Consider the following 24,147-nt stretch of genomic DNA (forward strand, 5'->3'; position numbering starts at 1 on the left):
ACATCCTCCCTCGGCTCGCGTCTGTCAGTCGGCGAGCCAGAGCCTCCCGAAGGACCGGCTCAAAGGATTGCTGCACTGTCAATGTTCGTGAAAATATTATCCTTGGCGCTCATGCCGTCCATGGCAGTGATGACCGTCCTGTTCCTGATACTCACGACGAGCGCGACGTCGTTCATATAGATCAGGGATTCCTTTGCACCCTTCGAAGCCATCTTATTGACGGCATCATCGAGTTTTGAAAGTTCTTCGTCGCTGAGGTCGATACCACGCGCTCTCATGCGTTCTGCGGCATGAGCCGAAAAGCTGACCTCGGAGTTGGCTCTTTCGAGCTCCGCTGCAAAGGACGGGGCATTCTTCTGCGATGCCGGCTGCTTTGCGGCAGGCATCTGCGGCAGGAGCGGCTGGGACGAAAGGTAGATTCTCGCGTCAGCCATATTCGCCTCCGTACATTACGTTCCCGATGTTTTCGGCTTCGGCGGATCGGCGATCGCATCGATCTCCGAAACCTCGACCTCATGCAGTTTGCCCTTCGCATCCTGAGCGACGACCATCGGCTTGCCGTTCGAAACCTTGACGCCGCGGACGTTTCCTGCAAAGGTTTCCGATTTTGTCTTGGGATTGCCCTCCGCATCCTTCGTCTTCGTCACGTGCGTCCACTGGATGTTCTTGCCGATCATATTGCTCAAAGAGCCGACGAGCACGGAGCTGTCGATGTTCGACACGAGTTTCGATACATTCTCGAAGCCCTTGACCATCTGTGTCATCTGCTCAAGCGACGAGAACTGCGCGAGCTGGGCGATGTACTGCGTATTGTCGTCCGGGCTCAGAGGATCCTGATGCCGGAGCTGCGTCACGAGAAGCTGCAGGAAGGCGTCCTTGCCGAGCGAGTCGTTCTTCCTTGCCGTCTTCGTCTGAGACGCTTCATACTTGGCACGATCGTACTTCACACCGTCGACCGTGACGGTATTGAGATTCGTTCCGTTCATACCTTTCTCCTTTCTTCATTGTCTTGAAATCATCAGATGCGATAGTCCACGCCGTCCTGTGCGAGCACGCCCTGCTGCACACCTGCCGTGAGAGCCTGCTGCTCCTCTTCAAAGGATGCAAGCGCCTGCTGGGCGTCGCGCCCCTGGCTGCTGCCCTGGCCGCCGTGCTGTGCATAATGCGCATCCGCGTCCTGTTGTCCATTCATCATGGAATGGTCACCAAGACCTGCGTAGACGCCAACGTTGTCCACCTTCAGTCCCTGCGCCTGCAGTTCGTGCTTGAGCTGAATCATCGAGGTTTCGATGATGGCACGCACGGAAGCATTGTCCGTATGGAACGCTGCATTGACCGCGCCGCTTGCGGCGACGGAAACCTTGAGCGTCAGTTCGCCAAGGTGCTCGGGCTTCAGACGGATGACCATCTGCGTTTCATCGGGCATGCGCAGAAGCCTTGCCTGTTCGACGATCTGCTTGGCCACCTCGTAATCTTTCTGCGGGGCTGCGGGTGCTGTCGGCTGCGCTTCGGCAGCCTCCTGCAGTGTCGTCTGGAACGATACGGCAGGATTCATCTGAGAAGCATGACTCGTCTCCTGACTCCCTTGCGGAGTTTGCGCAGCTTCTGTAAAAAGCCGCATAGCGTCATTCGACTTTGGCTTTGCTGCTCCCTCGAGCACTTGCGTCGTCGCAGATGGGACGACAGCATTGCTTCCTTCCGCTTTTTTATCCTGCGGCATCTGTTGCTCACCAAAGAGTTCCGCAAAATTCTCCTGCGGAGAATCTTGGCCTTCCGCCGTGTCGGCAGAAGTGGAGGACACAATCCCTGCATCAAGCGGCGCAGCGGGAATCGAATTCCCCGCTTCATCCAACGGCAACGACACCGCCGCTTGTCGCGCTTCTTGTGTCGTTCCCGCCACAGCGGAAATTGCCGGTTGCTGCGCCAGAGCACGCAAGAGTGAGTCAGGCAAAACCGCATCATCTTCCGTGTGCACGGTCGAGTTCATGTCTGCCTGTTGTGCGGCTTTGACCGCTCCTGAAAAGCCGTCGTCCACCGTCAACTGAAGCATCTCCATCGCCCGATCCACCTGCTCCGACGTTGCAGTCGTCTCGGCTTGCAGCATCGGCGGCAAAATCCTGCCGGAGAGTGCTTGGAGCAACCCTTGCTCCGACTGTTCACGGCGCGGAAGCAACGAGGCAAGGCAGCTCATATCTGCCGTCTTGTTCAGCATCTGCGCCTTTGCAGCACTGTCGCTCTCATTGTGCGCGGGCATCGGCTTGCTTTCAGTCGCCGGCATCTCTTCCTGCAAAGGAAGTTTCGCCGTATCCTGCACATCATCTGCGGAAGCCATCTCAAAGGAAGACTCTTGCTGTTCCTCCTCAGCGGCAGGCAGTGTCATCAAAGCAGGAGCTTCCAATGGCATACCTGTGTCAGCAACAGCTCTCGCCAACGATCCAGATTCAACGGGCTCTGCGATTTCCACCGCTTTTGCCATCGAATCTCCGGCCTCCGTCCGTTTCATCTGCTGCGAAGCGGCTAGAGAAGCAGCTAGAGAATCCTTTCCCAGAGTCTCCGTCGTCTCAGCAAGATTCTGCTTCAGAGTCTTGAGTTTCGCAAGCGCTCGGTCGAAGGACGGATTCTTCGCCCCGCGATCAGCGGTTGCCCCCGCCCGGCCTGCCGGGCGCACGGATTCAGCGGCATTCGCCTTCATCGTCGTGCTCGGCGCAGGTGCGGCACTCATAATGTTTGTCTGTACATTGTTCATCTTTGTCACCTCCTTTCAAAATAAGGTTCTATAGCATCAGGCAGAGCCTGCTGCTTTCCGTCTTCACTGTGCCGCTTCATCCGTCGGCTGACCTTCATTCGCTGCATTCTGCGGATTCTGTCCTTGACGGTCAAGCGGCGAGATGACCTTCTTCGGCACGCCCGTATACATGAGCTTCGTCAAGCGGGCCGACTGATCGGCATCCATCGCAGCGAGCGTCTTCGCCGCCTGCGATTCATCCATCTTCTGCAGAATGGCGACGGAGAGATCGTCGTCGAGATCCTTCATGACCTCGGCCGCCTGCTGCGGCTTCATCTCGTTGTAAACGCGCGCAAGCTTCGAGACACGCTTCTTTTCCTGCGCCTCGCGCTCCTTCATCTGTTTCTCGATCTCTTCTTTCGTCAGCACCTTGGGTTTCGACTGTCCCTTATCCTTATCCTTGTCTTTGTCGGGATTCAGCTTGCTGTCCGTCATCTCTTCTTTCGGCTTGCCCGACGCCTCTTCCTTCGGCGCTTCTTCCGTCTCGGGCGCCGGCTTTACGAAAAATTCCCCGATGATAGGCATATCGTATAATTTCATCTTTTCATTCATCGTACCCACATCAAAAATCTGCAGGTACACGCCGAGCAGGAACCCTCCCACAACAAGCACGAGCAGCAATATTGCAGCGAGTGCGATCTTGACTATCTTCTTCATATCGGGCTTCGGCTCCTTTCGGGACTGCGCGGGACTTTTTCAGAGAAAAGCCCCTTTCTTCATTCCCCGCGTCTCGTTATTGGTACAGGTCGAGAACCTTGTTCACATAATTCTGCGTCTCTGCGTAGGGCGGCACTCCATCATAGTCCTTGACCGCCTGAGGTCCTGCATTGTAGGCAGCAATCGCCTTCTTCATATCGCCGCCGAACGTGTCGAGCATCTGCTTGAGGTAATGCGCCCCACCCTCGATGTTCTGTTTCTCGTCGTAGGGATTGACGCCGAGCGCTGCCGCCGTATCGGGCATCAGCTGCATGACACCGACAGCGCCGGCATCCGAAACCTCGCTCTGATTGCCGCTCGACTCCGCTTCTGCAACAGCGGCGACAAGACGTGAGTCAAGGCCGTACTTCGCAGCTGCTTCCCGAATGAATCGTGTCGTCTCATTTGATGCACCGGAAAGATCCACAGCTGCCCCTGCCGACGTCGTCCGCGCGGCATCTGTATCCGCCTTCGCTGCCGTCGACGCCTTCGCCGTTCCTACGATCTGCTGCGGCGCTGCAGCATCATTCTTCTTGAGTTCAGCATTCAAGGCTCGTTGAAAGCCGACCGCCGTGCCGGGCACAGGGCCTTCAATGCCGAACCTCCTCTGAATTTCCGATATTCTCGCCTGTATTGCCTCAACGCCCGAGAGTTCCATCGCGTCCATTCTCCTTATCTTACATGTTTATGCCCCGCATGTAGAGCTGCAAGCCAATCTCATCCAAAAGTTTCTGCTCTTCTAAAAGCGCCTCGTCCTTATATTGTTGAAGTCGCTTCGCCTTGAGCTGCTCGATGCTCTTGAGCTTGTTCATGAGCTGCAGGAGCACCTTGAGCCTCTTCTGACGCTCCGCGCGGCTTCGGAGAATCTGCTCCTGCTGGCTTTCAATCTGCCCCCTCTTCCATTCAAAGAAGCTGTTAAACGTCAGAAGACGTCCGAGGGAGATCGTATGCCCATCCGTCAGTCGGTCATAATCTTTTCTGCCCTGCTGCATTTCAGCCAGAAGCTCGCCGAGCTTCTCCTTGTCCGCTTCAAGCTTTCTCGATGCCTCAGCGAACCGCACCTCCGCCTCTTCCTTCTTCGAGCGTGTGACCTTCAGCAGAGTTTCCAGTTTGAAGCGAAACCTCTTCATCGGGCGCACTCCTCATCATATCGACTCCAGCGTCTTTTCCGTTTCTTCATAGGAACTCTGCTCGAATACGCCCTGGCGCAGGAAATCATTGATCGCGTCGATCTTCGCGACCGCCGTATCGATCTTCTGACTCGATCCCTTGACATAGGCGCCGATGTGAATGAGATCCTCGGCTTCCTTATAGACCGCCATCAAAGCGCGCAAGTTCTGCGATGCCTTGAGGTGTGCCTCATCGACGACCTCGTTCATGACGCGCGAGACGCTCGCGAGCACGTCGATGGCAGGGAAGTGGTTCTGTGCGGCAATGGCGCGCGACAGGACGATGTGACCATCGAGGATGCTTCGCACGGCGTCGGCGATCGGCTCGTTCATGTCGTCGCCATCGACAAGCACCGTGTAGATGCCCGTGATCGATCCCTTGCGGCTCGTCCCTGCACGCTCCAAAAGGCGCGGCAGCAGCGCGAAGACGGACGGCGTATAGCCGCGCGTTGCGGGCGGCTCGCCGATCGTCAGGCCGACCTCGCGCTGCGCCATCGCAAAGCGCGTGACGGAATCCATCATGAGCACGACACGCTTCCCCTGGTCGCGGAAGTACTCGGCGATGGCAGTCGCCGTCATCGCGCCCTTGATGCGCACGAGCGCCGGCTTGTCCGACGTAGCGACAACGACGACGGAGCGCTTCAAGCCCTCCTCGCCGAGGTCGCGCTCAATGAATTCCTTGACCTCGCGCCCACGCTCGCCGACGAGTGCGATGACGCTGATGTCGGCTTCCGTGTTGCGCGCAATCATGGAAAGGAGCGTCGATTTTCCCACGCCCGAACCCGCCATGATGCCGATGCGCTGCCCATCGCCGAGGGTGATAAGCCCGTCGATGGCACGCACGCCGACGTAGAGCGAATCCCGTATGCGCGGCCGTTCGAGCGGCGACGGCGGATCGGCCTGCAGCGGATACTCGTGCTTGCAGAGGAGCGGCCCCTTGCCGTCGATTGGCTCGCCGAGACCGTCGAGGACACGCCCCAGAAGCTCCGGACCGACTTGCACCTGCAGCGTCTTCTGCGCCGAAACGACCTCACAGCCAGGGCCGATTCCCTGCATCTCGCCAATGGGCATCAAGAGCACATGACCGTCGCGAAAGCCCACGACTTCTGCCGGTATCGGCTCGACATGCGGGAAGCGCGACTTCACATAGCAAAGCTCGCCCATGCTCACGTTTGGCCCTGCAGACTCAATGACGAGTCCGATGACCTGCACGATCTTGCCGCTCATCTTGATCGACTCGCAGGCATCGGCGGCATCGAGAAACTTCTGCACGTTGATGCGCAGATGTCCATCGCCCGTCAGGACGGCGTCGCCGCCGTCGTCAAAGACATCGGGCTGCGCCTCGTCCTCCCATGATGAAGTTTCCCATTCAGAAGCCGCGCAGGCTTCCTGCAAGTCATTCATAGACACACTTCCCGTATCGCTTTCTTCACCAATTCAATCTGCGTCGCAAGACGCGCGTCGACATTGCCGTTCGGCGTTTCAAGCACGCAGTCTCCCGGCTGAAGCCCCGCATCCGATTTGACGAGAAGCACCGCCTGTCCTTCGAGCATGTGCTGGAACTCCGACTGCGCCATGAGAACGAACTCGTAGGCGTCGGGCGCAACGTAGATGATGACTTCCGCCTGATCGCGCACCTTCATCAGGGCTTTGCGCACGAGGGGCAGGACGATTTGCGGCGCATCGATGAAATGCTGCGGCAGGATCTGCTCGATGACGTGCATCGCTATGCTCGTGATATCCTCCTCTGCCATCTGCAGATAGGTCTTACGAGCTTCAAGCGCCGCGCTCATCAAGGCACCCGCCTTGTCGTTCGCCGCCGCGAGAATGCCTTCGCAGTCCTCAGCGGCTTTCTTCATACCATCCTTGTGCCCCTCTTGGAAGCCCGCCTCTCTGCCTGCTTCACGCGCCTCTTCCTTGATTTCCTCGGCAAGACTGCGTGCATCCGCCTCGCTGCGCTCACTCGCATACTCGGCGTCCTGCACCATGATCGCACATTTCTCGCGCGTCTCTTCCAGCAGATTTTCAGCCTTGCTTTCCTTTTCTTTTACATATTCCAGCCGCTCGGCAAGCGATTCCTCCGTGACGCCCTCAAGCTCCTTGGGAAGCACCTTGGGCTTCGGCGGCGGAGGCGGCGGCTCGACGACGCAGGCTTCTTCCTGCCACAGTGCAGTTCTGATTATCCTAGACAATCATCTCGTCACCCTTTCCGCGTGCAACGACGATCTCGCCCTTGTCTTCCAAGCTGCGGATGACGTTGACGACCTTCTGCTGCGCCTCTTCGACGTCGCGGATCTTAACCGGCCCCATGAACTCGATCTCTTCACGCAGCATGTCTGCTGCACGCTTCGACATGTTCTTGTAGAGCTTGTCGGCAACTTCCTTCGGCGTAGCCTTGAGGGCGAGCGACAAATCCTTCGTATCGACCTCTCGGAGCACCATCTGCAGGGAGCGGTCGTCGAGCATGACGATGTCCTCGAAAACGAACATGAGACGCTTGATCTCTTCCGTAAGCTCGGGGTTGTCGACTTCGAGCGTTTCCGTAATCGTCTTTTCCGTCGTGCGGTCGACGCGGTTCAAGATCTCGACGACAGCCTTTACGCCGCCCGCCGAAGTGAAGTCCTGTGTGACGAGCGAGGACAATTTGCGCTCCAAGACCTTCTCCACCTCTCGTATGATGTCCGGCGACGTGCGATCCATCGTCGCGATGCGCTTCGTGACCTCCGCCTGCTTGTCGGGCGGCAACGATCCCATGAGAATCGCCGCCTGATCGGGATCGAGGTAAGCCATGATCAGAGCGATCGTCTGCGGATGCTCGTTCTGGATGAAATTCATGAGCTGGCTCGGATCAGTCTTATGCAGGAAGTCGAAAGGACGTGCCTGCAGACTTGCCGTCAGACGATTAAGGATAAGCTTCGCCTTCTCCGCGCCAAGAGCCTTCTCCAAGATATTCTGTGCATACTCAAGGCCACCGGCCGACAAGTAGCTCTTTGCCATGAGCATCTGGTAGAACTCACTGATGACCGCTTTTTTCTGGTCGGCCGGTATCTTCTTCTGATTTGCGATCTGAAGCGTTACGGACTCGATCTCTTCCTCATTCATATGTTGGAAGAGAAGCGCTGAGCTCTCGGCGCCGAGCGCGATGAAGAGAACTGCTGCCTTCTGTCGCCCCGTCAGGGGCGGATTCTTCTGTTCCGCCATATCAATCATCCCCCGCAAGCCACTGCTTGACCAGCATAGCCGCATCTTCCGGCGTATGCATGATCATCTCTTCGATCGCCTGCATCTCGGTCAGCTGGCGCTGCTCTTCTTCCGTAAGCTCTTCCTCCGTGACCTCGCCCGCTTCAATCTGCGCGGCGCGTTCCTCGGCCAGACGCTGTCTCTCGAGCTCTTCCTGGCGACGCTGTTCTTCGATAGCTTCCTGCTCCAGACGCTTCTTGCGGCGATACATGAGGATGCTGCCGACAATCAGCGCAATGACGAGAAGGAAAGCAGCGAGCTGCAGGTAGAACTCGCGGTCAAGCCGGTCACGCTCCGCTTGCTCATCGGCGAGCTTCTTGTCGCGCGCCTCGGTGCTGAACGGCAGAGGCTCAACGGAGACCGTATCGCCGCGATCGGGATTGATGCCCGCGGCGGAGCGCACGGAGCGCAGAATGCTCTCCTGCTGCGCCTGCGTCACATCATCATTGACGAGGACGGCGACAGTCAGGCGGCGAATCGAGCCGGGCGAAGCGACAACCTTGCGTTTCTCCTCGTTGACCTCGTAATTCGTCGTATTTTCCTTGCGCTCATACTGCGCCTGTGAGTTGTTATTCTGTTCGACGTAGCCCGGAACATTGGACTGCGTGCCGGCAGGGCCGCCGGGCTGCGTCGACGTGCCGGCATAGCTTTCGCTCGTCGTCTGCTGACTGCGCACGATGCCCGACTCATCGACGACCGGCGTATAGATCTGCGAATCCGTCATCTTCTGGTCGAAGTCAAGCTCAACGCTGATGCGCACGAACGACTTTCCTTCGCCAAGCGATGCGTCGAGCAGGCTCTGGACGTTCTTCTGCAGATTGTCCTGAACCTTCTTCGTCATCTCCATCTGCGTCAGCGTCTTCTGGCCTACGCCGTCGTCGCCGTTCTCATCGGGGTCGTTCAAAATCTTGCCCGACTCATCGACGATCGTGATGTTTTCGGGCGTCAATCCCTGCACGCTGTGCGCGGCGAGATTCACAATGCCCTTGACCTCTTTCTTGGACAACTGCATGTTCGCCTTGAGCTTCAGCATAATGGACGCCGTCGCCGGCTTCTCATTCTTCTTGTAAAGGCTGTCCTCTGGCAGGACGATGTGCACGCGCGCCTTCTCGACCGCGTCAATCTGCTCGATCGTGCGTGTAAGCTCACCCTGCAACGCCTGCAGATAGTTGACCTTGTTCTGGAACTCCGTTACGCCGAGCTTGCTGTCATCAAAAAGCTCGAAACCCTTGTTGCCTCTGGGCAGACCCTCAGCAGCCAAATCAAGGCGCGTACTGTCGACGCTCTTCGCAGGAACGAGGATCGTCGTACCCTGTCCGCCTTCCTGTATCTCGTAATTCACCTTGTTCTCTTTGAGCTTCGCCGCGACTTCACCGGCATCCTTCGCTTCCATATTCGTGAACAAGGGCACCATGTCCGGCTTGCCGCCGTAGATGATGCTGCCGGCAACAATGGCAATGAATACGAGAGCCGCGGCGCCGATGATCATATATCGCTGCCGCTTGCTGTAATTATTCCAGAGCTCCAGATAGCGCTCTTTCCACTCTGCCATTTCCTCAATCCCTTCGCCTCAATATGCTTGCCGAAGCCCTGCCCGGCTTTGGCTGATCGTTCCCGCCCAAGGCTTAGACCTGCATGCGCATGATTTCCTGATAGGCCTCGACCGCACGGTTCCGCACCTGCATCGTGAGCTGCGTGGCAATGCCCGCCTTCTCACTCGCGATGACGACCTCGGACACATCCGTAATGCGTCCTGCCGCAAGCTCCATATTGAGTCGTTCGGATTCCTTGATCAACCCGTTGACCTCGCCAAGGGAATCCGTAAGAAACTCATGAAAAGGCTTCACTTCCCTCTGCTCGGTTTCCCCCAGATGACTTTGGCCGGTCATCTGCACCGGCGTCATTTGCAGCGCTTCCACCTGCATGTTCTTTCCACCTCAATCCGTAACTGCTGACTGACCGCACGCGCCGTGCAGCCTTTTCTTTACTTGCCGATATTGAGCGCATTCTGCGCCATGCCCTTGGCGGCATTGATCGCCGTCACATTCGCCTCGTAAGCGCGTGAAGCCGTGATCATGTCCACCATCTCCTGCACAATATTGATATTCGGGCGCTCGACATAGCCATCCGCATTCGCATCGGGATGGCCGGGATCGTAAACCAGCGGCCCCTGTGACCGATCTTCTTCAATCTTCATGGCACGCACGCCGTTGCCCGCCTGATTGTCGAGTTTCTGACGCAAAGTGGAAGCGAAGTCCTCCTTGCCCCTCTCGCGCGGCTGAAAAACAACGTAGCGCCTGTGATACGGACCACCCTCAACCGAACGCGTCGTATTCGCATTCGCGATATTGTTTGAAATCACGTCCATGCGCAGACGCTCCGCCGTGAGTCCGGAAGCGGAAGCATCGATTCCTCCAAACATGCTCATTTTTCTACTCTCCTTGCTCCTTGCATCATCCGAAAACCTGCATCACGCGTCCGACCGATCACTGTCCGTTAATGACGCTTCTCATTTGAGAGAATCCGGCTCCGACCTGCCTGGCCAAAGCATTGAAATACAGGCTGTTCTTGGCCAGAGACGCCATCTCGACATCAATGTCCACGTTGTTGTTGTCGTAGCGCATGGAAGACGACTTGTCCAGTTCGATCTTCGCCAAAGCCCTGCCCCGGAAAGAGATGGGCATGTGGCGATCATGCGTGCGCACGATCTTGAGACCGCCCTCAGCATCGAGGTCAAGCTCCTTCGCGAGAAGATCCTCAAATACGACATTGCTCTTCTTGAAATTCGGCGTGTTGACATTGGCGATGTTGTGGCTGATGACCTCCTGTCGAAGGTTCGCTGCCCCCATACCGCGCTGCATGACGTCGAGCGCCCTGTTGCCTACGATTTGCTCCAGCATTGCGGTGTTCCACATCCTTTCCCTTAACTCTCTCTAAAGTTCGACGGAATGAGAAAAAATCCTCTCCTGCCGAAATTCTTTTTTTCAAAAAGGCGAAGCAAAAAGCAACCGCGCTTCGCGTACAGGCTGAAAATCATTGCTCAAATCTATGCATCATGATTAACAAATTTATCCATCGTAATTTTGCACTTTCTATTCTACCATAAAATCGAAAAGTATTCACTCCATTTCTCAGTTTTTTTTAACGACTGTAAAATAGTCCTATACGAGGCAAGAAAAAGGGGCAGGTTCATGCCTCAGCATGGAGCTGCCCCCTTCCTTGCTTCTTCAGTTTTCCACCCTTTGAAGTTCTTCGAGCAAATAGGGATTGAGCACCTTGATGTGCGTCCCCTTCATGCCGAGCGACTTCGATTGGATGAGTCCCGCCGACTCAAATTTTCTCAGCGCATTGACGATGACGGAGCGCGTGATCTTCGCGCGATCCGCAATCTTCGAGGCGACGAGCAGTCCCTCGGATCCTTCCAGTTCGGCAAAGATGCTCTTCGCCGCCTTGACCTCCGAGAAGGAGAGCGTCGCCAAGGCGATCTGCACCGTCGCTTTCTTGCGCGCCTCGATCTCGATCTGCTGCGTGCGGTCGCGCAGCATCTCCATGCCGACGACCGTCGCACCGTACTCGGCAAGAATCAGATCGGCTTCCGTGAAATCCGTGTCATACTTCGCGATGATCAATGTGCCGATGCGGTCGCCCACACCATAGATCGGCACGATCGTCGTGTTCTTTCCCTCAAATCGACAGTCTGTATCCTCCGTGAAGGCGCAGATTCCCGTCTTTGACTTCAAGTTCGGCGACGTTTCGTCCATCTTCAAGAGCCAGCTCACATATCGCTTGGGGAAGTTCCCCTGCTGCACGACATTCGCGAGCATCAAGTCGCACTCGAAATCATCGATGAAGGCATGACCGAAGATCTTGCCCGCCTTGTTCACAATATAGACATTCGCATCGATCACCGCGCTCAAGACGCGCGATATGCTGTCGTACTCGACACTCTCTGCGCGCTGCAGCAGACGGTTGATCTTCCTCGTTTTCTCCAGTAATGTCGCCATGCAAATTCCATTCCTTTCTCCACGGCAATACGACTTCCAAATTCAGGCTATTGCCTGCATCTTCATTTTAACACATTTTTCTAAATAATCAAAGATGCGGGAAAGAAATGTTGAATTTTTCTCGATTTTTTCGTCAATGGCACGAGAGAACGCTCACGCTTTCATATCACCCCAGCCATCGCCTCGCGGAACACCTTGCCCAAGGAATCGTGAATCACGAGATCCGCCCTTTCGTCCGCCTTCGTCGCCGTCTTGTTGATGAGCACGAGACGCCTGCCTTTGAAACAGCGCAGAAGTCCCGCCGCCGGATAGACGACGAGCGATGTGCCGCCGACGATGAGGAGATCCGCCGCAGAAATCGCACGTACAGCGGCATCGAGCACATCGGCATCGAGGCTTTCCTCATAGAGCACGACATCCGGCTTCACGATGCCGCCGCACTTCGTGCAATGCGGCACTCCCTCGCTCGCCTGCAGAAATCTTTCATCGTAAAACGCACGGCAGTCCATGCAGTAACTGCGCCGGATCGATCCATGCAGTTCCAGCACGCGCGAAGAGCCGGCTTCCTGGTGCAGTCCGTCGATGTTCTGCGTGACGACGGCCTTGAGCTTTCCCATGCGCTCAAGCGCGGCGAGCGCCTTGTGACAATCGTTCGGTTTGGCTTCCATATAAACGAGCCGCTTGCGGTAAAAATCGAAGAATTCCTCAGGGCAGCGCTCGAAAAACGTATGCGAGACAAGCTCTTCGGGAGAAACGTGCTGTGCGAGCATCTTGCTGTAGATTCCCGTGGCGCTGCGAAAATCGGGAATGCCCGATTCCGTCGAAACGCCGGCGCCGCCGAAGAATACGATGTCGTCACTTTCCTTCAATAGATTCTGGAATACGGCGATCTTTTCATCCTCCATTGCTTTCGCCCCCTCTTCTGCCATTTTCCGTGCATCCTGCAAATTCAAACGTCATCAGCGATTTCGCGGTATATATCCTCCAAGTCCTTCATATAGCCCTTCACATCCATCAGCGGCGAAGTTTCCATGCGCGCGCGCAGGTCACGATGCAGGCGGCACAGGATGTCTGGCGAGTCCGCAAGCTCCACGGCTTTTCGCACATATTCCATATCGCCTCGCGCTACGAGCTGTGAAAGCCCCGCATTTTCCAAGATACTTGTCGAAAAGCGCGAGCCATGCGTGCCGCCCGCCTTCGTGATGACGGGCACGCCCATGTAGAGCGCCTCGCACGTCGTGACGCCGCCCGTATAAGGGAAGGTGTCGAGCGCGATGTCGATGTCCGTGTACTGCTCAAGATAATCGGGGCTGTACGGACGAAGCTCGACCTGTGCGAACGGTATGCCGAAGCGCTGCAGACGCTCCTTCACGATCTTCCTGCCCGCCGCAATGCTGCAGATCTTGCTCTTGACGACGAGCCGCGCCCCCTTCATGCGCTCAAGCACGCCGCGCCACAAGGCGAGCATATCGTCCGACACCTTGGAGAAATTGTTGAAACTGCCGAACGTGATATAGCCGTTCCTCACAAACGGCGCCTCCCCGCCGCTCTTCGGCATATCGCGCAGCACGGGCACATAACAGAGGTGGCTGTGCGGCATGCGCAGCACCTTCTCTGAAAAGCCACGCGCCCCCATGTCCCACGGCGAGCAATAGATGTCGGAAAGGAAGTAATCGACCGCACGAAGCCCCGTCGTCGCCATGTAGCCGATCGCCGTCAGCTGCACGGGCGCAGGCCGCCGGGCGAGCACGGGCAGACCGCTTCCCTGCGTGTGCCCGGCGAGGTCGACGAGAATGTCGATGCCATCCCTCTCGATGAGCCGTGCCGCATCCCTCGCCGAAAGGCGCGAGATGTCCTTCCACCGTACGCCTTTCTGGCGAAAGAGCGAGGTCACACGGTCGCGCTTGCCCCGTGCATAGCAGGTGACTTCAAAAGAAGCGGCGTCAAAATCGCGCACGAGCGGCATGAAGAAATATGCCGCCGCATGAAGGCGGAAATCGGGCGAGATATAGCCGATGCGCAATTTGCGGCTGAAGGTGCGCGTGCGCCTCTTTTCCATGGGCGGCGCCGTCGGCTGGATGCGGACAGCCGGCTGAGTTCTCTGCGCCGGCGACAGCGAAAGGCGTGCGCCGCTAAAAAGCGAGGCGGCGCGCGCCTCTCGCCGCTCCTTGCTTCTTCGCTCCTCTTCCAATTCCTTCTTGAACGCCTCGTACTCCTTTTCCTCTTCCATGCGCCTTTGATTTGCCCGCGCTTCCCATGCCCATAGACGAAGTGAATCCTCGTTCTGCGGCTTCGGCAAGGCCTTCTGCGCGAGACGCGAAAGAGGCTCGCGTTCCTGCTTCGCCTGCTGCGCCACAAGCGCCGCACCGCGCCGCTCGTGATCGGCTTCCGATCTGGCCGCCGCCATGGCCTCCCCGACGGAAAGCGCCGCCTTCGGCTGCAATGCCCCCGCCTCTGCCGCCTCGGTGCGATACGGATGACAGATCTTGACGCCTTCGAAAAATTTTTCATAGCCGCGATGGAGACGCAGGGATTCAGCGGGCGTCCTCGTGCGGTAATTCGAGCAGAAGAGCGCCTTGCTGTAGCACTCCGCCGCCTCCTCGCCCGTCAGCATATCACTCGCCGCCAGAAGCGTGTTCATGGCAAACTCCGGCTCCGCCGCGAGAAGCCACGCGTCGGAGAGCCACGCGAGCGCCTTGAAGCGCACGTAGCGAAGCGACTGCGTCCAAAGCGATTCAGCGACCTTCTCCGTCGCCTGCACGATGGAGAGAAGCTCCTTGATTTCCTCCTCCAAGGCGAAGTCCGCGGAGAAGAATGCGGCGCGTACGAGACGCGCACGCAAATTCCCCGGCTCGCGCTCTTCGGCACGCGCTATATACTCCTTCGCACTCTCTCGCTCATCCATATAGAAAGACGCCTCTGCCATGATGGCATAGGCGTCCGCGTCCTCCGGCACGATCTGCAGAATCTCCTTCGCCGAAGCGCGCATGCCGCGAAAATCGCCCTGGTTTGCAAATCGGTTGGCTATTCCGATCCAATTCTCTTTGTCGTCCATAAAGCACACGCTCCAACAAGTATAGTCTAAACCTCCGGGCACAATTCCGCGCCGTATTCTCGAAGAAAGATCTTCTGATACTCCTTATAGCTTTTGGCGAGCGGCTTCTCCACGGGACAGTGGATGCACCAAAATCCCGCCTCCTGATTCGGCACGACCGTCCGAAACCCGAGCCTGGAGAACTCCTTGCACTGCGACGTGTCGTAAAGATGCCAGCCCGTGAAAAGATCTTCGCGCCAGGGCACGTCGTACTGCGTCGCAAGGAAGAGTCCGTCCGCCGCTTCGACGTCGATGCTCTCGCCGTCCGGCTCCCTCATGCGCGTGTCGACGATGCTCTCCGCCTCGCACGCGTGAAGCACGCGTCCATAGCAGCGAAGCCCGTCCCACCACACGCCGCTTTCGGGCAGCGAACGGCAGCCGATGACGCCGATCATGCCGATGCTCTCATCTGCAAAGATATTCAACATCGCCCGTGGAAAATCCTTGTTGACGAGCAAGGTGTCCTGATGCAGATAGACCTTGTAGCGCGCCCGCGACCTCGCCATGCCCTCGTTGTACCCCGCCGCCATCGACGCGGCGCCGCGCACGGCGATGTACTCGGCGCAAAAGCCTTCGGGCAAACGCAGATGGCGCAGGTAGAGCAGACACTCCGCGTACCATGCCTCATCGTTGACGCAGGTGATGAAGGCGATCGCCCTCTCATCCTTCATCTTCCGCCGCTCCTTTCGCACTTTCTGCCGCAAGTTCCTGCAAGGCCTCCCGCACCTCGGCACGCGGAAGCCTGCGCCGTGCCGCCTCGGCAAGCTCTCGTGCCAGCTGCGGCTCTGCCGTCTGCAGGAGCACGCGCAGGAGATCCTTCTGATGCACGATGGTCTGCGCGGCAAAATCCACGAGGTATTCGAGGAAGATTCCTTCCTCGCGGCAAAGCTGCCAGAGAGCCGCTGCATTTTCTTCTGCCTCTATGCCGTACTCAAGGCGGCGCAGGAGCGTCACGAGCGTTCGTCGCACGACGGGCGTGAAGCACTCCTTCAGCGGTGCGACCTCGTCCGAGGTCCGCCGCGCACGGCAGAGCCAAAACTTCGCTTCCAAGTCGCGCCCCGGATTTTCAAATCCCTCCGCTTCCAAGTGCTCGATCACGCCCTGCGGCGCTTCGCGCCATACGGGAAGAAAAGAGACTTCCTTATAAAAGGAAGCCGCGAGCAGCGTCTCCATCTCGGGGCGAGCGAAGAGACGGCGCACAATCGCATAGAAATGCCCGTCGCGCAGATCCTCGATGACGCTCCAATGGCGCACGTTCAAGAAGCTCGTCAGGAGATAGCCCGTCGGCCGCAGGAAGAGTCCGAACCCCGCAGCGATGTCCTGCGGATTTCCCGCCGTTTCCAGACAGCGGTCGGCGAGGATATAGTCGAAACTCTCTCTCTCAAACGGCAGGGGCGTATCGCGGTAGTCGAGGAAGAACCACGAGACGTCAAGCCCCTGAAGTTCGGGTGCATCGGCAGCATCCGTTTCCGCCGTCACGGCGAAGAGAGCAGCGGCGGGCATCATCTCGCGCAGTTTAGGCAGATAGGCGAGGCTTTCCACGACGAGCACGGAGAGAGCGGAGCACGTCGGCGCGAGAAAGCGCAGCAAGCCGCCGCCGTATTCCATGAGATCGCCTCGCTCTTCACCCGCGTCCCTCAATGCATCTTGCGCGCCATCTCGCGCGCATTCTCCTTGAGTTCATCCGGCGTATGACCCTTGAGCCGCCACAGGCGCGTCGTCGCGTGCAGAGCGATCACGAGTTTCGTCATCTCCTCTTCTGCCGCCTCATCGTCAAGCTTGCCCAACGTTTCCAAAAACGCGGCGACGTCCTTCATGCTGCCGCCGTTCTGGAAGAGCAGGAGGATTTTCCCGACGGCTTCCGCCGCCTGCAGAACCTCCATCGAGAGCTTCGCCATGAAGAACTGCGCGAGCTTCTTGTAGGCGAGCGTCGCCTCGATATAGCCCTCCTCTCCCGCATCGTAAACCTTGCCGTAAGAAATCTCGGCAAAAGGAAGATCCTCCTTCTCTTTCTGCTCCCTCTCGAGCCACGGCGCACTCAAAAGCGTATGATATGCCAAGCCTCGCTCCGTGCCGACGACTTCCTTGTGCCAGCAGGAGCCGTTGAGCATCACGCCCATGAAGGCGGAAAATTCAAGGCGCTGACCCTCTTCGAGATACGCGTTGACCATGGCGAAAAGCTTGTCGTAGTCGAGGAAGCCATAGTAGAAGAGAAGCCCCGTCGCGAGGCGCATGATCTCCGTATTGAGACGCACGGCATCCTCATAAGCTGCGGAATCGAGCTTCTTAAAGATTTCGGCCATCTCCTCCGGCATGTACCAATAGAGCTTGCCTCCATCCGCACCGACCGCCATGATGCCGAGTCCGCACAGATAGTCGATGCGCACATCGTCCTCGCGGAAGTCATCGGCAAGCCCGCCCTTCTCCTGTATATGGCGAAACGCCTGGTACTGCTCCTCAAACGCCGACGGCAGCCAGCGCTCGGCAAACTGCACGGCGGCAGGCAAAAGCGTGTCGATGAGCGCAGGCAGCGTCATGCCCTCCGTCCCCTCCAGGCAGAGGTTGTACGCCAAGTCGTCCAGCTCTTCGCGCGACAGGCAGCCCAGAGCCTCCTTGAGCGTGCGGCTTTCGGGCAGTGCGCGGCGATAAAAGCGCTTTCTGCGCTCCTCCTCGCCCATCAGGATTCCATCCAATCTCGCCTTCTTCTCCATGAAATCTTCCTTTCTCATCGTGGCTTTCCCACTGCAGCAAACGCATTCCATCTCATTGGAAATACTCGGCAATTCCTGCCGCGATGCCCTGCGCGGCATTCTCCACGCCCTCCTCCGAATTCATCATCTGCTCCTCGCGCGGATTGGAAACAAAGGCCGTCTCCAAGAGCATCGCGGGCATATCCGTATGACGGCACACATAGAAGGCGCACGGCTTCGTGCCGCGGTCGAGCGTACCGAGGCGGCGCAGCACGCCGCGCTTGACGCAGTCGGCAAGACGCGTGCTGTCAGCCGACCCTCTCTCGTAATAGTAGCCCGTCGTGCCGTGCGCTTCAGGCCCGGAGAAAGCATCGAGATGTATGCTGAGGAAGATGTCCGCCGAATTTTGATTCGCGATGTCACAGCGAGCCTGCAATTCCTCCACATCCGTCGCCTTCGCCTTCTTCGGCGAAACCTCCGTGTCCTCCGTGCGCGTCAGAATGACCTCTGCCCCCTCGGCTTCCAAGAGTACCTTGAGTCTTTTCGCGATGCGGAGCGCGATGCTCTTTTCCGTCACGCCCGTCGGCCCGATGGCGCCCGTGTCGCTGCCGCCGTGCCCGGGATCGAGGACGATGCGCTTGCCGTCAATGCCCGGCGCTGCGCTGCTCTGGCTTCTCGGGCGTGCCGGCACGGAGGCCGACCCTGCGGAAGACGCATCATCCGATCCTCCCGCCGTCTCCACTTCGCCCGACGGATTTCTCCCGCGCTCGAAGTCGATGTTCGAACCGCCCGAAGAAGCTCCTCCTGCGGAGGACGCGCTGCTGCCCGCACTGCCCGAAAGATTGCCAAAATCCATGACCACGCGGTACGGCACAGGGCCGCCTTCCAGAGAGAACACGTCGTAATTGCTGCTGCTCTTATACATCTCCGTCTCCACGACGATGCGCACCGTAGTCGGATCGAACTGCCCGAGGCGCACTTTCGTCGCGAACCGGCTCTCGATCTTCTGGCTCTTTGCAACGGAAGGCGCGAGGCGTGCGCCCGAAATGTCGACGACGACGCGCCCGGGCGAGGCGAGCGTCATCGACTTGTAGTCAACCTCGCCGTCCGCATCGACGACGATGCGCACCTTCTCCTTGTCCGCATGGACGCGCACATTCTTGATCTGAGCCAAAGAAGCCGCCTGCGCCGTCGGAGGTGCCAAGAAGCTCAAGAAAAACGCGCCCAAAGCGAAAACGAAAAAGAAAAGCCAACGAAACGACACGTTCATGCGAAACCCTCCTGTCAAACCTCAAAGCATGTTGCGCAGGAACGCCTGCGTGCGCTCCTCCTGCGGCTGTTGGAAAAGGTCTCGGGGCTTTCCCTGCTCCACGATCGTACCATCCGCCATGAACACCACTTGCTGTGACACCTCACGCGCGAACGCCATCTCATGCGTCACGACGACCATCGTCATGTGCTCTGCCGCTAGTTCGCGCATCGTCTTCAAGACCTCGCCCGTAAGCTCAGGGTCGAGCGCCGACGTCGGCTCGTCGAACAGCATGATCTCGGGCCGCATGGCGAGGGCACGCGCGATGGCGACGCGCTGCTGCTGCCCGCCCGACAGGCGTGCAGGGTAGGCGTCGCGCTTGTCAAAAAGCCCGACCTTTCGGAGAAGTTCCTCCGCCGTCGGCAGGATTTCCTCGCGCTTCATGCCCTTGACCTCGACAGGCGCCTCCAACAGATTCTGCAGCACCGTCATGTGCGGGAAGAGGTTGAACTGCTGAAAGACCATGCCCATCTTCAACAGAAGGGTGCGGCACTTCCCGCTCGAAGCGTACTCCGTATGACCGTCCTCGTTCTCTGCAGCGAGGAAGTCCCCATCAATCTCGATCGACCCCTTGTCGATGTCCTCAAGCCGATTGATGCAGCGCAGCAGCGTCGACTTGCCTGAGCCAGAAGGCCCGATGATGGAAAGCGTCTCGCCGCGTTTCGCTACGAGATCGATGCCGCGCAGCACCTCATTCGCCCCGAAGCTCTTATGGATGCCGTGCATGCGGATTGCCGGCTCATTCATCGTACTTGCCATAGTACGCCTCCAATTTCTTGAATCCCCACGTCAGAACGAACGTCATCGCGAGATAAAAGACTGCCGCCACGAAAAACGGCGTCATGTCGAACTCGCGCTGCACGATCGTACGCGCCACGCGCAGGAGATCGTTCATCGCCAGAATGTAGATGAGCGACGTATCCTTGACGAGGTTGATCGTCTCGTTGCTCACAGGCGGCAGGACGTGGCGGATCATCTGCGGCACGATGATGCGCCGCATCGTCTGCGTGTACGTCATGCCGAGAGACTTCGCCGCTTCATACTGCCCGCGCCCGATCGACTGGATGCCCGCACGGAAAATTTCCGCGAAGTACGCCGCATAGTTGAGCGTAAACGCGAGGAGCGCCGCCGCGATGTCGGGCAGACGTATGCCAACCATCGGCAGGGCGAAGTAGACGAAGAGAAGCTGCAGCATCAGCGGCGTGCCGCGCATGAGCCAGATGTAGAACTCCATCAGAAGGCACAAAGGCCCGAGCTTCGATATGCGGCAGAGCGCGACGAGAAGCCCCAAGGGCAGTGACAAGAGGAGCGTCACGCAGAAGATTTCCAGCGTGATTTGTGCGCCCTCCATCATCAAGAGCGCCGTCCCCATGATTTGTTCCATAGATTTCTCTCCTTATTTTCGGAAGCATCGCTTTTTGCGCCGCTCCGACGATTGCCCTTCTATCTTATCACAAATTTTCCCTTTCGCCCATATTTTTAGGAGAAAATAGATATGTAGCATAGGAAAACGCACGAAGCGTCAGCCGTCCGCTGGAAAAACGACTTGCACATGATTAGCGAAATATGCTATACTACGGGTGGCAAATGTGATGATTGTCATAACCGATACACGAAAGACCCCCAAGTTGCACCTTGGGGGTCTTTCTGTTCCCTTATTGCAGGTGGGCTTAATCCCTAGGCTCATCGCCGTCGGTCTCCCTCTCATCGAGCCGTTTGCTAACGTAATTGGCAATTACGCCAGCCAAGATGGAGAGAATGAATGTGATGATTGACACCGATACCCCCCTTTCCATTGCCATGTATAGGGGCGGCAACTTGTACAGTATATCATATTTTGCCGTCTCGCGCTATTGAAGCGAACATTTGTATGTATAGATTACATGAAAAGAAGCCGCCCCGCAGGACGGCTTCTTTTTTTAGGAAGTGCAGCAAGCCGCATCTTCCAACACTATCACATATAATCGAGCGGCGTCTTCTTCTTCGCCTGCTTGAGCGTGCCGAGTTTTGCGGAAATCCATGCCACGATGACGTAGAACACGGGGATCAGGAACACGCCGAGGATCGTCGCAAACAGCATGCCGCCGACGACGGCGACGCCCATGCCGTTTCTCGCAGAAGCACCCGCACCCGTTGCGAGAGCAAGCGGCAGGCAGCCGATGATGAACGCGAAGCTCGTCATGAGAATCGGACGCAGGCGCAGGCCCGCCGCCTCGATCGCCGCCTTGACCGGCTCCATGCCTCGGTCGACGCGCACCTTCGCGAACTCGACGATGAGGATCGCGTTCTTCGCCGCCAGACCGATGATCATGATGATGCCGATCTGCATGTAGATGCTGTCCTGCAGCCCTGCATTCATGTGGTGGAACAGGATCATGCCGCCCATGCCGAGCACGTACTCGGAAAGGAGTGCGCCCAGGATGCCCGTAGGCACTGTCAGGAGTACGGCAAACGGCACACTCCAGCTCTCGTAGAGAGCCGCGAGGCAAAGGAATACGAATACAAAGCACAAGGCGAGCACGCGCAGCGTCGAGCTTCCCGCTGTCTTCTCCTCGCGGCTCTGACCCGACCACTCGATGTTGAAGCCCGCAGGAGCCACCTCAGAGACGACCTCTTCCGCCGCACGCATCGCGTCGCCCGAGCTGTAGCCCGAGGCTGCATTGCCCTGGATCTGAACGGCACGCGCCGCGTTGAAGCGCGAAATGATCGGTGCGCCCGTGCCGCGCTTCGGCTTCAGGAGCGTGTCAAGCGGCACCATCGTGCCCGCGTTCGACTTGACGAAGATGAAGCGCGCCGCCTCAACCTCCGAGCGATACGGCATATCCGCCTGCATCATGACCTTGTAGGTACGGCCGAACTGATTGAAGTCATTGACCTGATAGCCGCCGAAATTGACCTGCAGAGCCGTGAACACATCGCTCATCTGCACGCCGAGCTGCTTGACCTTCTCGCGGTCGATCTCAAAGTCATAGACTGGCGAGTCAATGCTGTATGTCGTCCGCACGCCCTGCAGTTCGGGACGCTGATTCATCGCCTGCACGATCTGCTTCGTGATCGCATCAAGCTCCTCATCCGTATGCCCTGACATATCCTGCAGCTGCATCGTCCAGCCGCCGACCATGCCGAGTCCCGGCAGAGCCGGCATGTTGAACGCAATCACCTGCGACTCAGGCGCGACCTTCGCGCCAATGCCGAAGGTCTTGCCAATGAGCATGTTGATATTCGTCTCCACCGTCGTGCGCTCACTCCACGGATCGAGTCCGACGAAGATCGTGCCTGCGCTCGACTTCGCGCCGAAAGACAGGATATCGAAACCGTTGATAGCCATGACCATATCGACGCCGGGCAGCTCCTTGAGAGAGGCCTGCACCTTGTCTATGCTCTCCTGCGTGACGTTGGTCGACGTGCCGGGCGGCAGACTTACGGAAACGATGTAAAAGCCTTGATCTTCATCCGGTACGAAGGTCGATGGCATGTTCTTGTAGACGATCGCCGTAAGGGCGCAGACGAGCACCATGAAGAGAATGGCGAAGCGCGACTTGCGAATCATCTTGGCGACAATGCCCAAGTAGCCGCTCTTCGTCTTGTCAAACCACGTATTGAAACCGGCGAAGAAGCGGTCGAGAATGCCCTTCTTGTCTTCCTTGTCCTTCGCGTGCGGCTTCAAGATCAAAGCGCAAAGAGCCGGCGTCAAGGACAGGGCGACAAAGGCCGAGATTGCCATGGAAATGGCGATGGTCAGGGCGAACTGCTTGTAGAGCACGCCCATCATGCCGCCCAAGAAGGCGACGGGGACGAAGACGGCGGCGAGCACGAAGGCGATCGCCACGACAGGTCCCTGCACCTCGTCCATCGCGCGCTCCGTCGCATCGATGACATTCAGACCCTCCTCCATGTGATGCTCGACATTTTCGATGACGACGATGGCGTCGTCGACAACAAGACCAATGGCGAGAACCATCGCGAAGAGCGTCAACGTGTTGATGCTGAAGTCAAGCGCGATGAACGCGATGAACGTGCCGATCAAGGATACGGGCACAGCTAAGAGCGGTATGAGCGTCGCGCGCCAGCTCTGCAAAAAGACGAAGATGACGAGCACGACGAGGAGAAGCGCCTCAACGAAGGTGTGGACGACCTCCGTGATGGACTCACGGATATAGTTCGTGCTGTCCACGATCGTATCGCAGCGCATCTCGGGGGGGAAGTTCGGCCGCGCCTCGTCGATGACCTGTTTGACAGCGGCGACCGTCTGCATGGCATTGGCGTCGCTCGTGAGCTGAACGCCCATGGCAAGCGCCGGATGACCGTTCGCCTTGGCGATGATGTTGTTCGTCTTCGCGCCTGTCTCCACGCGCGCGACATCCTTGAGGCGCACGAAGCTGCCATCGCCTGCGGCGCGCACGATGATATTGCCGAACTGCTCGGGCGTCACGAGACGGCCGTTGACCTTGCCCGTCGCCTGCTTTTCCTGCATCTCGGGCACGGGCATCGCACCGATCGTACCCGCCGGCGCCTGCATGTTCTGCTCCTTGATCGCGGCTGCGACATCGGAGACCGTGAGCCCGAGTTCTGCGAGCTTGTCGGGATTGAGCCAGACACGCATCGAGTAATCCGAGCCGAAGATCTGGACGTCACCGACGCCGTGCACGCGCTTGATCTTATCGAGGAGATAGATCGTCGCATAATTCTTGAGGAACGTGCTGTCGTAGAGGTCGCTGTCCGAATAGATGGAAACCATCATCGCCATGTCGTTCGACGCCTTCTTCGTCGTGACGCCGACCGTCTTGACGTCGTCGGGCAGGCTCGCCGTCGCCACGGCGACATTGTTCTGCACCTTGACCGAATCCATGTCGCCGTCCGATCCGGTCTCGAACGTGACCGTCAGACTGTAGCGCCCCGTGTCGTCCGAGTTGGAACTCATGTAGTCCATGCCCTGCGTGCCGTTGACCTGATCTTCAATGATCTGCGCGACCGTCTGATTGACGACGCTCGCGCTCGCTCCCGTATACATCGTGCCGACGGTGACCGTCGGCGGCGAGATCTGCGGGTACTGCGCGATCGGCAGCTGAAGCCCCGCGATGACGCCGCAGATGACGATCAAAAGCGCGATGACGATGGCAAAAATCGGCCGATGGATAAAAAACTTTGCCAAGCTTATGC

Annotated in this window: 23 protein-coding genes; all 23 read right to left on the minus strand. The window is 58.0% G+C overall.

Going from position 1 to position 24,147, the window contains the following annotated elements:
* Positions 1–59: 59 nt before the first annotated feature.
* Positions 60–434, minus strand: a complete 375-nt coding sequence (locus tag SELSP_RS08570; RefSeq protein WP_006191308.1) for a TIGR02530 family flagellar biosynthesis protein — start codon at positions 432–434, stop codon at positions 60–62.
* 15 nt (positions 435–449) lie between these two features.
* The gene (locus SELSP_RS08575) at positions 450–986 is read right to left on the minus strand and encodes a flagellar hook capping FlgD N-terminal domain-containing protein (protein ID WP_006191306.1); all 537 of its coding nucleotides are present in this window, start codon (positions 984–986) and stop codon (positions 450–452) included.
* A 32-nt stretch (positions 987–1,018) separates the two neighbouring features.
* Positions 1,019–2,746, minus strand: a complete 1,728-nt coding sequence (locus SELSP_RS08580; RefSeq protein WP_006191304.1) for a flagellar hook-length control protein FliK — start codon at positions 2,744–2,746, stop codon at positions 1,019–1,021.
* A 63-nt stretch (positions 2,747–2,809) separates the two neighbouring features.
* Entirely contained in the window at positions 2,810–3,442 is a 633-nt protein-coding gene (locus SELSP_RS08585) for a MotE family protein (RefSeq protein ID WP_006191301.1), read from the minus strand.
* 76 nt (positions 3,443–3,518) lie between these two features.
* Positions 3,519–4,139, minus strand: a complete 621-nt coding sequence (locus SELSP_RS08590) for a lytic transglycosylase domain-containing protein (RefSeq protein WP_013740936.1) — start codon at positions 4,137–4,139, stop codon at positions 3,519–3,521.
* A 19-nt stretch (positions 4,140–4,158) separates the two neighbouring features.
* Positions 4,159–4,611: a flagellar export protein FliJ gene (gene fliJ, locus SELSP_RS08595; RefSeq protein WP_006191298.1), complete on the minus strand. Its 453-nt coding sequence runs from the start codon at positions 4,609–4,611 to the stop codon at positions 4,159–4,161.
* Positions 4,612–4,626: 15 nt separating this feature from the next.
* Entirely contained in the window at positions 4,627–6,054 is a 1,428-nt protein-coding gene (gene fliI / locus SELSP_RS08600) for a flagellar protein export ATPase FliI (protein WP_006191297.1), read from the minus strand.
* A complete protein-coding gene (locus SELSP_RS08605; protein ID WP_006191295.1) occupies positions 6,051–6,842 on the minus strand; it encodes a FliH/SctL family protein in 792 nt (263 codons plus the stop codon). The genes fliI and SELSP_RS08605 overlap by 4 nt, the downstream gene beginning before the upstream one ends.
* The gene (gene fliG, locus SELSP_RS08610; protein ID WP_013740937.1) at positions 6,835–7,851 is read right to left on the minus strand and encodes a flagellar motor switch protein FliG; all 1,017 of its coding nucleotides are present in this window, start codon (positions 7,849–7,851) and stop codon (positions 6,835–6,837) included. Before fliG ends, SELSP_RS08605 begins: the two co-directional genes overlap by 8 nt.
* Position 7,852: 1 nt before the next feature.
* Positions 7,853–9,442, minus strand: a complete 1,590-nt coding sequence (gene fliF / locus SELSP_RS08615; RefSeq protein WP_006191291.1) for a flagellar basal-body MS-ring/collar protein FliF — start codon at positions 9,440–9,442, stop codon at positions 7,853–7,855.
* Positions 9,443–9,515: 73 nt separating this feature from the next.
* A complete protein-coding gene (gene fliE / locus SELSP_RS08620) occupies positions 9,516–9,815 on the minus strand; it encodes a flagellar hook-basal body complex protein FliE (RefSeq protein ID WP_006191290.1) in 300 nt (99 codons plus the stop codon).
* Between the two features lie 59 nt (positions 9,816–9,874).
* Positions 9,875–10,318, minus strand: a complete 444-nt coding sequence (gene flgC, locus SELSP_RS08625; RefSeq protein WP_006191289.1) for a flagellar basal body rod protein FlgC — start codon at positions 10,316–10,318, stop codon at positions 9,875–9,877.
* A gap of 58 nt (positions 10,319–10,376) precedes the next feature.
* On the minus strand, positions 10,377–10,790 hold the full coding sequence (gene flgB / locus SELSP_RS08630) for a flagellar basal body rod protein FlgB (protein WP_013740938.1): 414 nt from the start codon (positions 10,788–10,790) through the stop codon (positions 10,377–10,379).
* A 327-nt stretch (positions 10,791–11,117) separates the two neighbouring features.
* The gene (codY, locus tag SELSP_RS08635; protein WP_006191287.1) at positions 11,118–11,894 is read right to left on the minus strand and encodes a GTP-sensing pleiotropic transcriptional regulator CodY; all 777 of its coding nucleotides are present in this window, start codon (positions 11,892–11,894) and stop codon (positions 11,118–11,120) included.
* A gap of 161 nt (positions 11,895–12,055) precedes the next feature.
* Entirely contained in the window at positions 12,056–12,823 is a 768-nt protein-coding gene (locus SELSP_RS08640) for an NAD-dependent protein deacylase (protein ID WP_006191286.1), read from the minus strand.
* A 20-nt stretch (positions 12,824–12,843) separates the two neighbouring features.
* Positions 12,844–14,949 (minus strand): O-linked N-acetylglucosamine transferase, SPINDLY family protein, encoded by a 2,106-nt coding sequence (locus tag SELSP_RS08645; RefSeq protein WP_006191285.1) that lies wholly within the window; start codon positions 14,947–14,949, stop codon positions 12,844–12,846.
* A 26-nt stretch (positions 14,950–14,975) separates the two neighbouring features.
* The gene (locus SELSP_RS08650; protein ID WP_006191283.1) at positions 14,976–15,659 is read right to left on the minus strand and encodes a glycosyltransferase family protein; all 684 of its coding nucleotides are present in this window, start codon (positions 15,657–15,659) and stop codon (positions 14,976–14,978) included.
* Positions 15,649–16,629 carry a methyltransferase domain-containing protein gene (locus tag SELSP_RS08655; protein ID WP_006191281.1) on the minus strand — a complete coding sequence of 327 codons (981 nt, stop codon included), beginning with the start codon at positions 16,627–16,629 and terminating at the stop codon, positions 15,649–15,651. The genes SELSP_RS08650 and SELSP_RS08655 overlap by 11 nt, the downstream gene beginning before the upstream one ends.
* Entirely contained in the window at positions 16,626–17,717 is a 1,092-nt protein-coding gene (locus SELSP_RS08660; protein WP_006191278.1) for a hypothetical protein, read from the minus strand. Before SELSP_RS08660 ends, SELSP_RS08655 begins: the two co-directional genes overlap by 4 nt.
* 34 nt (positions 17,718–17,751) lie before the next feature.
* Positions 17,752–18,948: an N-acetylmuramoyl-L-alanine amidase gene (locus SELSP_RS08665; protein WP_006191277.1), complete on the minus strand. Its 1,197-nt coding sequence runs from the start codon at positions 18,946–18,948 to the stop codon at positions 17,752–17,754.
* 21 nt (positions 18,949–18,969) lie between these two features.
* Complete coding sequence (locus SELSP_RS08670; protein WP_013740942.1) at positions 18,970–19,746, minus strand: amino acid ABC transporter ATP-binding protein; 777 nt, start codon at positions 19,744–19,746, stop codon at positions 18,970–18,972.
* Positions 19,727–20,371, minus strand: a complete 645-nt coding sequence (locus tag SELSP_RS08675) for an amino acid ABC transporter permease (protein WP_006191275.1) — start codon at positions 20,369–20,371, stop codon at positions 19,727–19,729. Before SELSP_RS08675 ends, SELSP_RS08670 begins: the two co-directional genes overlap by 20 nt.
* Positions 20,372–20,941: 570 nt before the next feature.
* Complete coding sequence (locus SELSP_RS08685; protein ID WP_006191268.1) at positions 20,942–24,139, minus strand: efflux RND transporter permease subunit; 3,198 nt, start codon at positions 24,137–24,139, stop codon at positions 20,942–20,944.
* Positions 24,140–24,147 lie beyond the last annotated feature (8 nt).

This window comes from Selenomonas sputigena ATCC 35185, assembly GCF_000208405.1.
In the GTDB taxonomy this organism is placed as follows: Bacteria; Bacillota; Negativicutes; order Selenomonadales; family Selenomonadaceae; genus Selenomonas; species Selenomonas sputigena.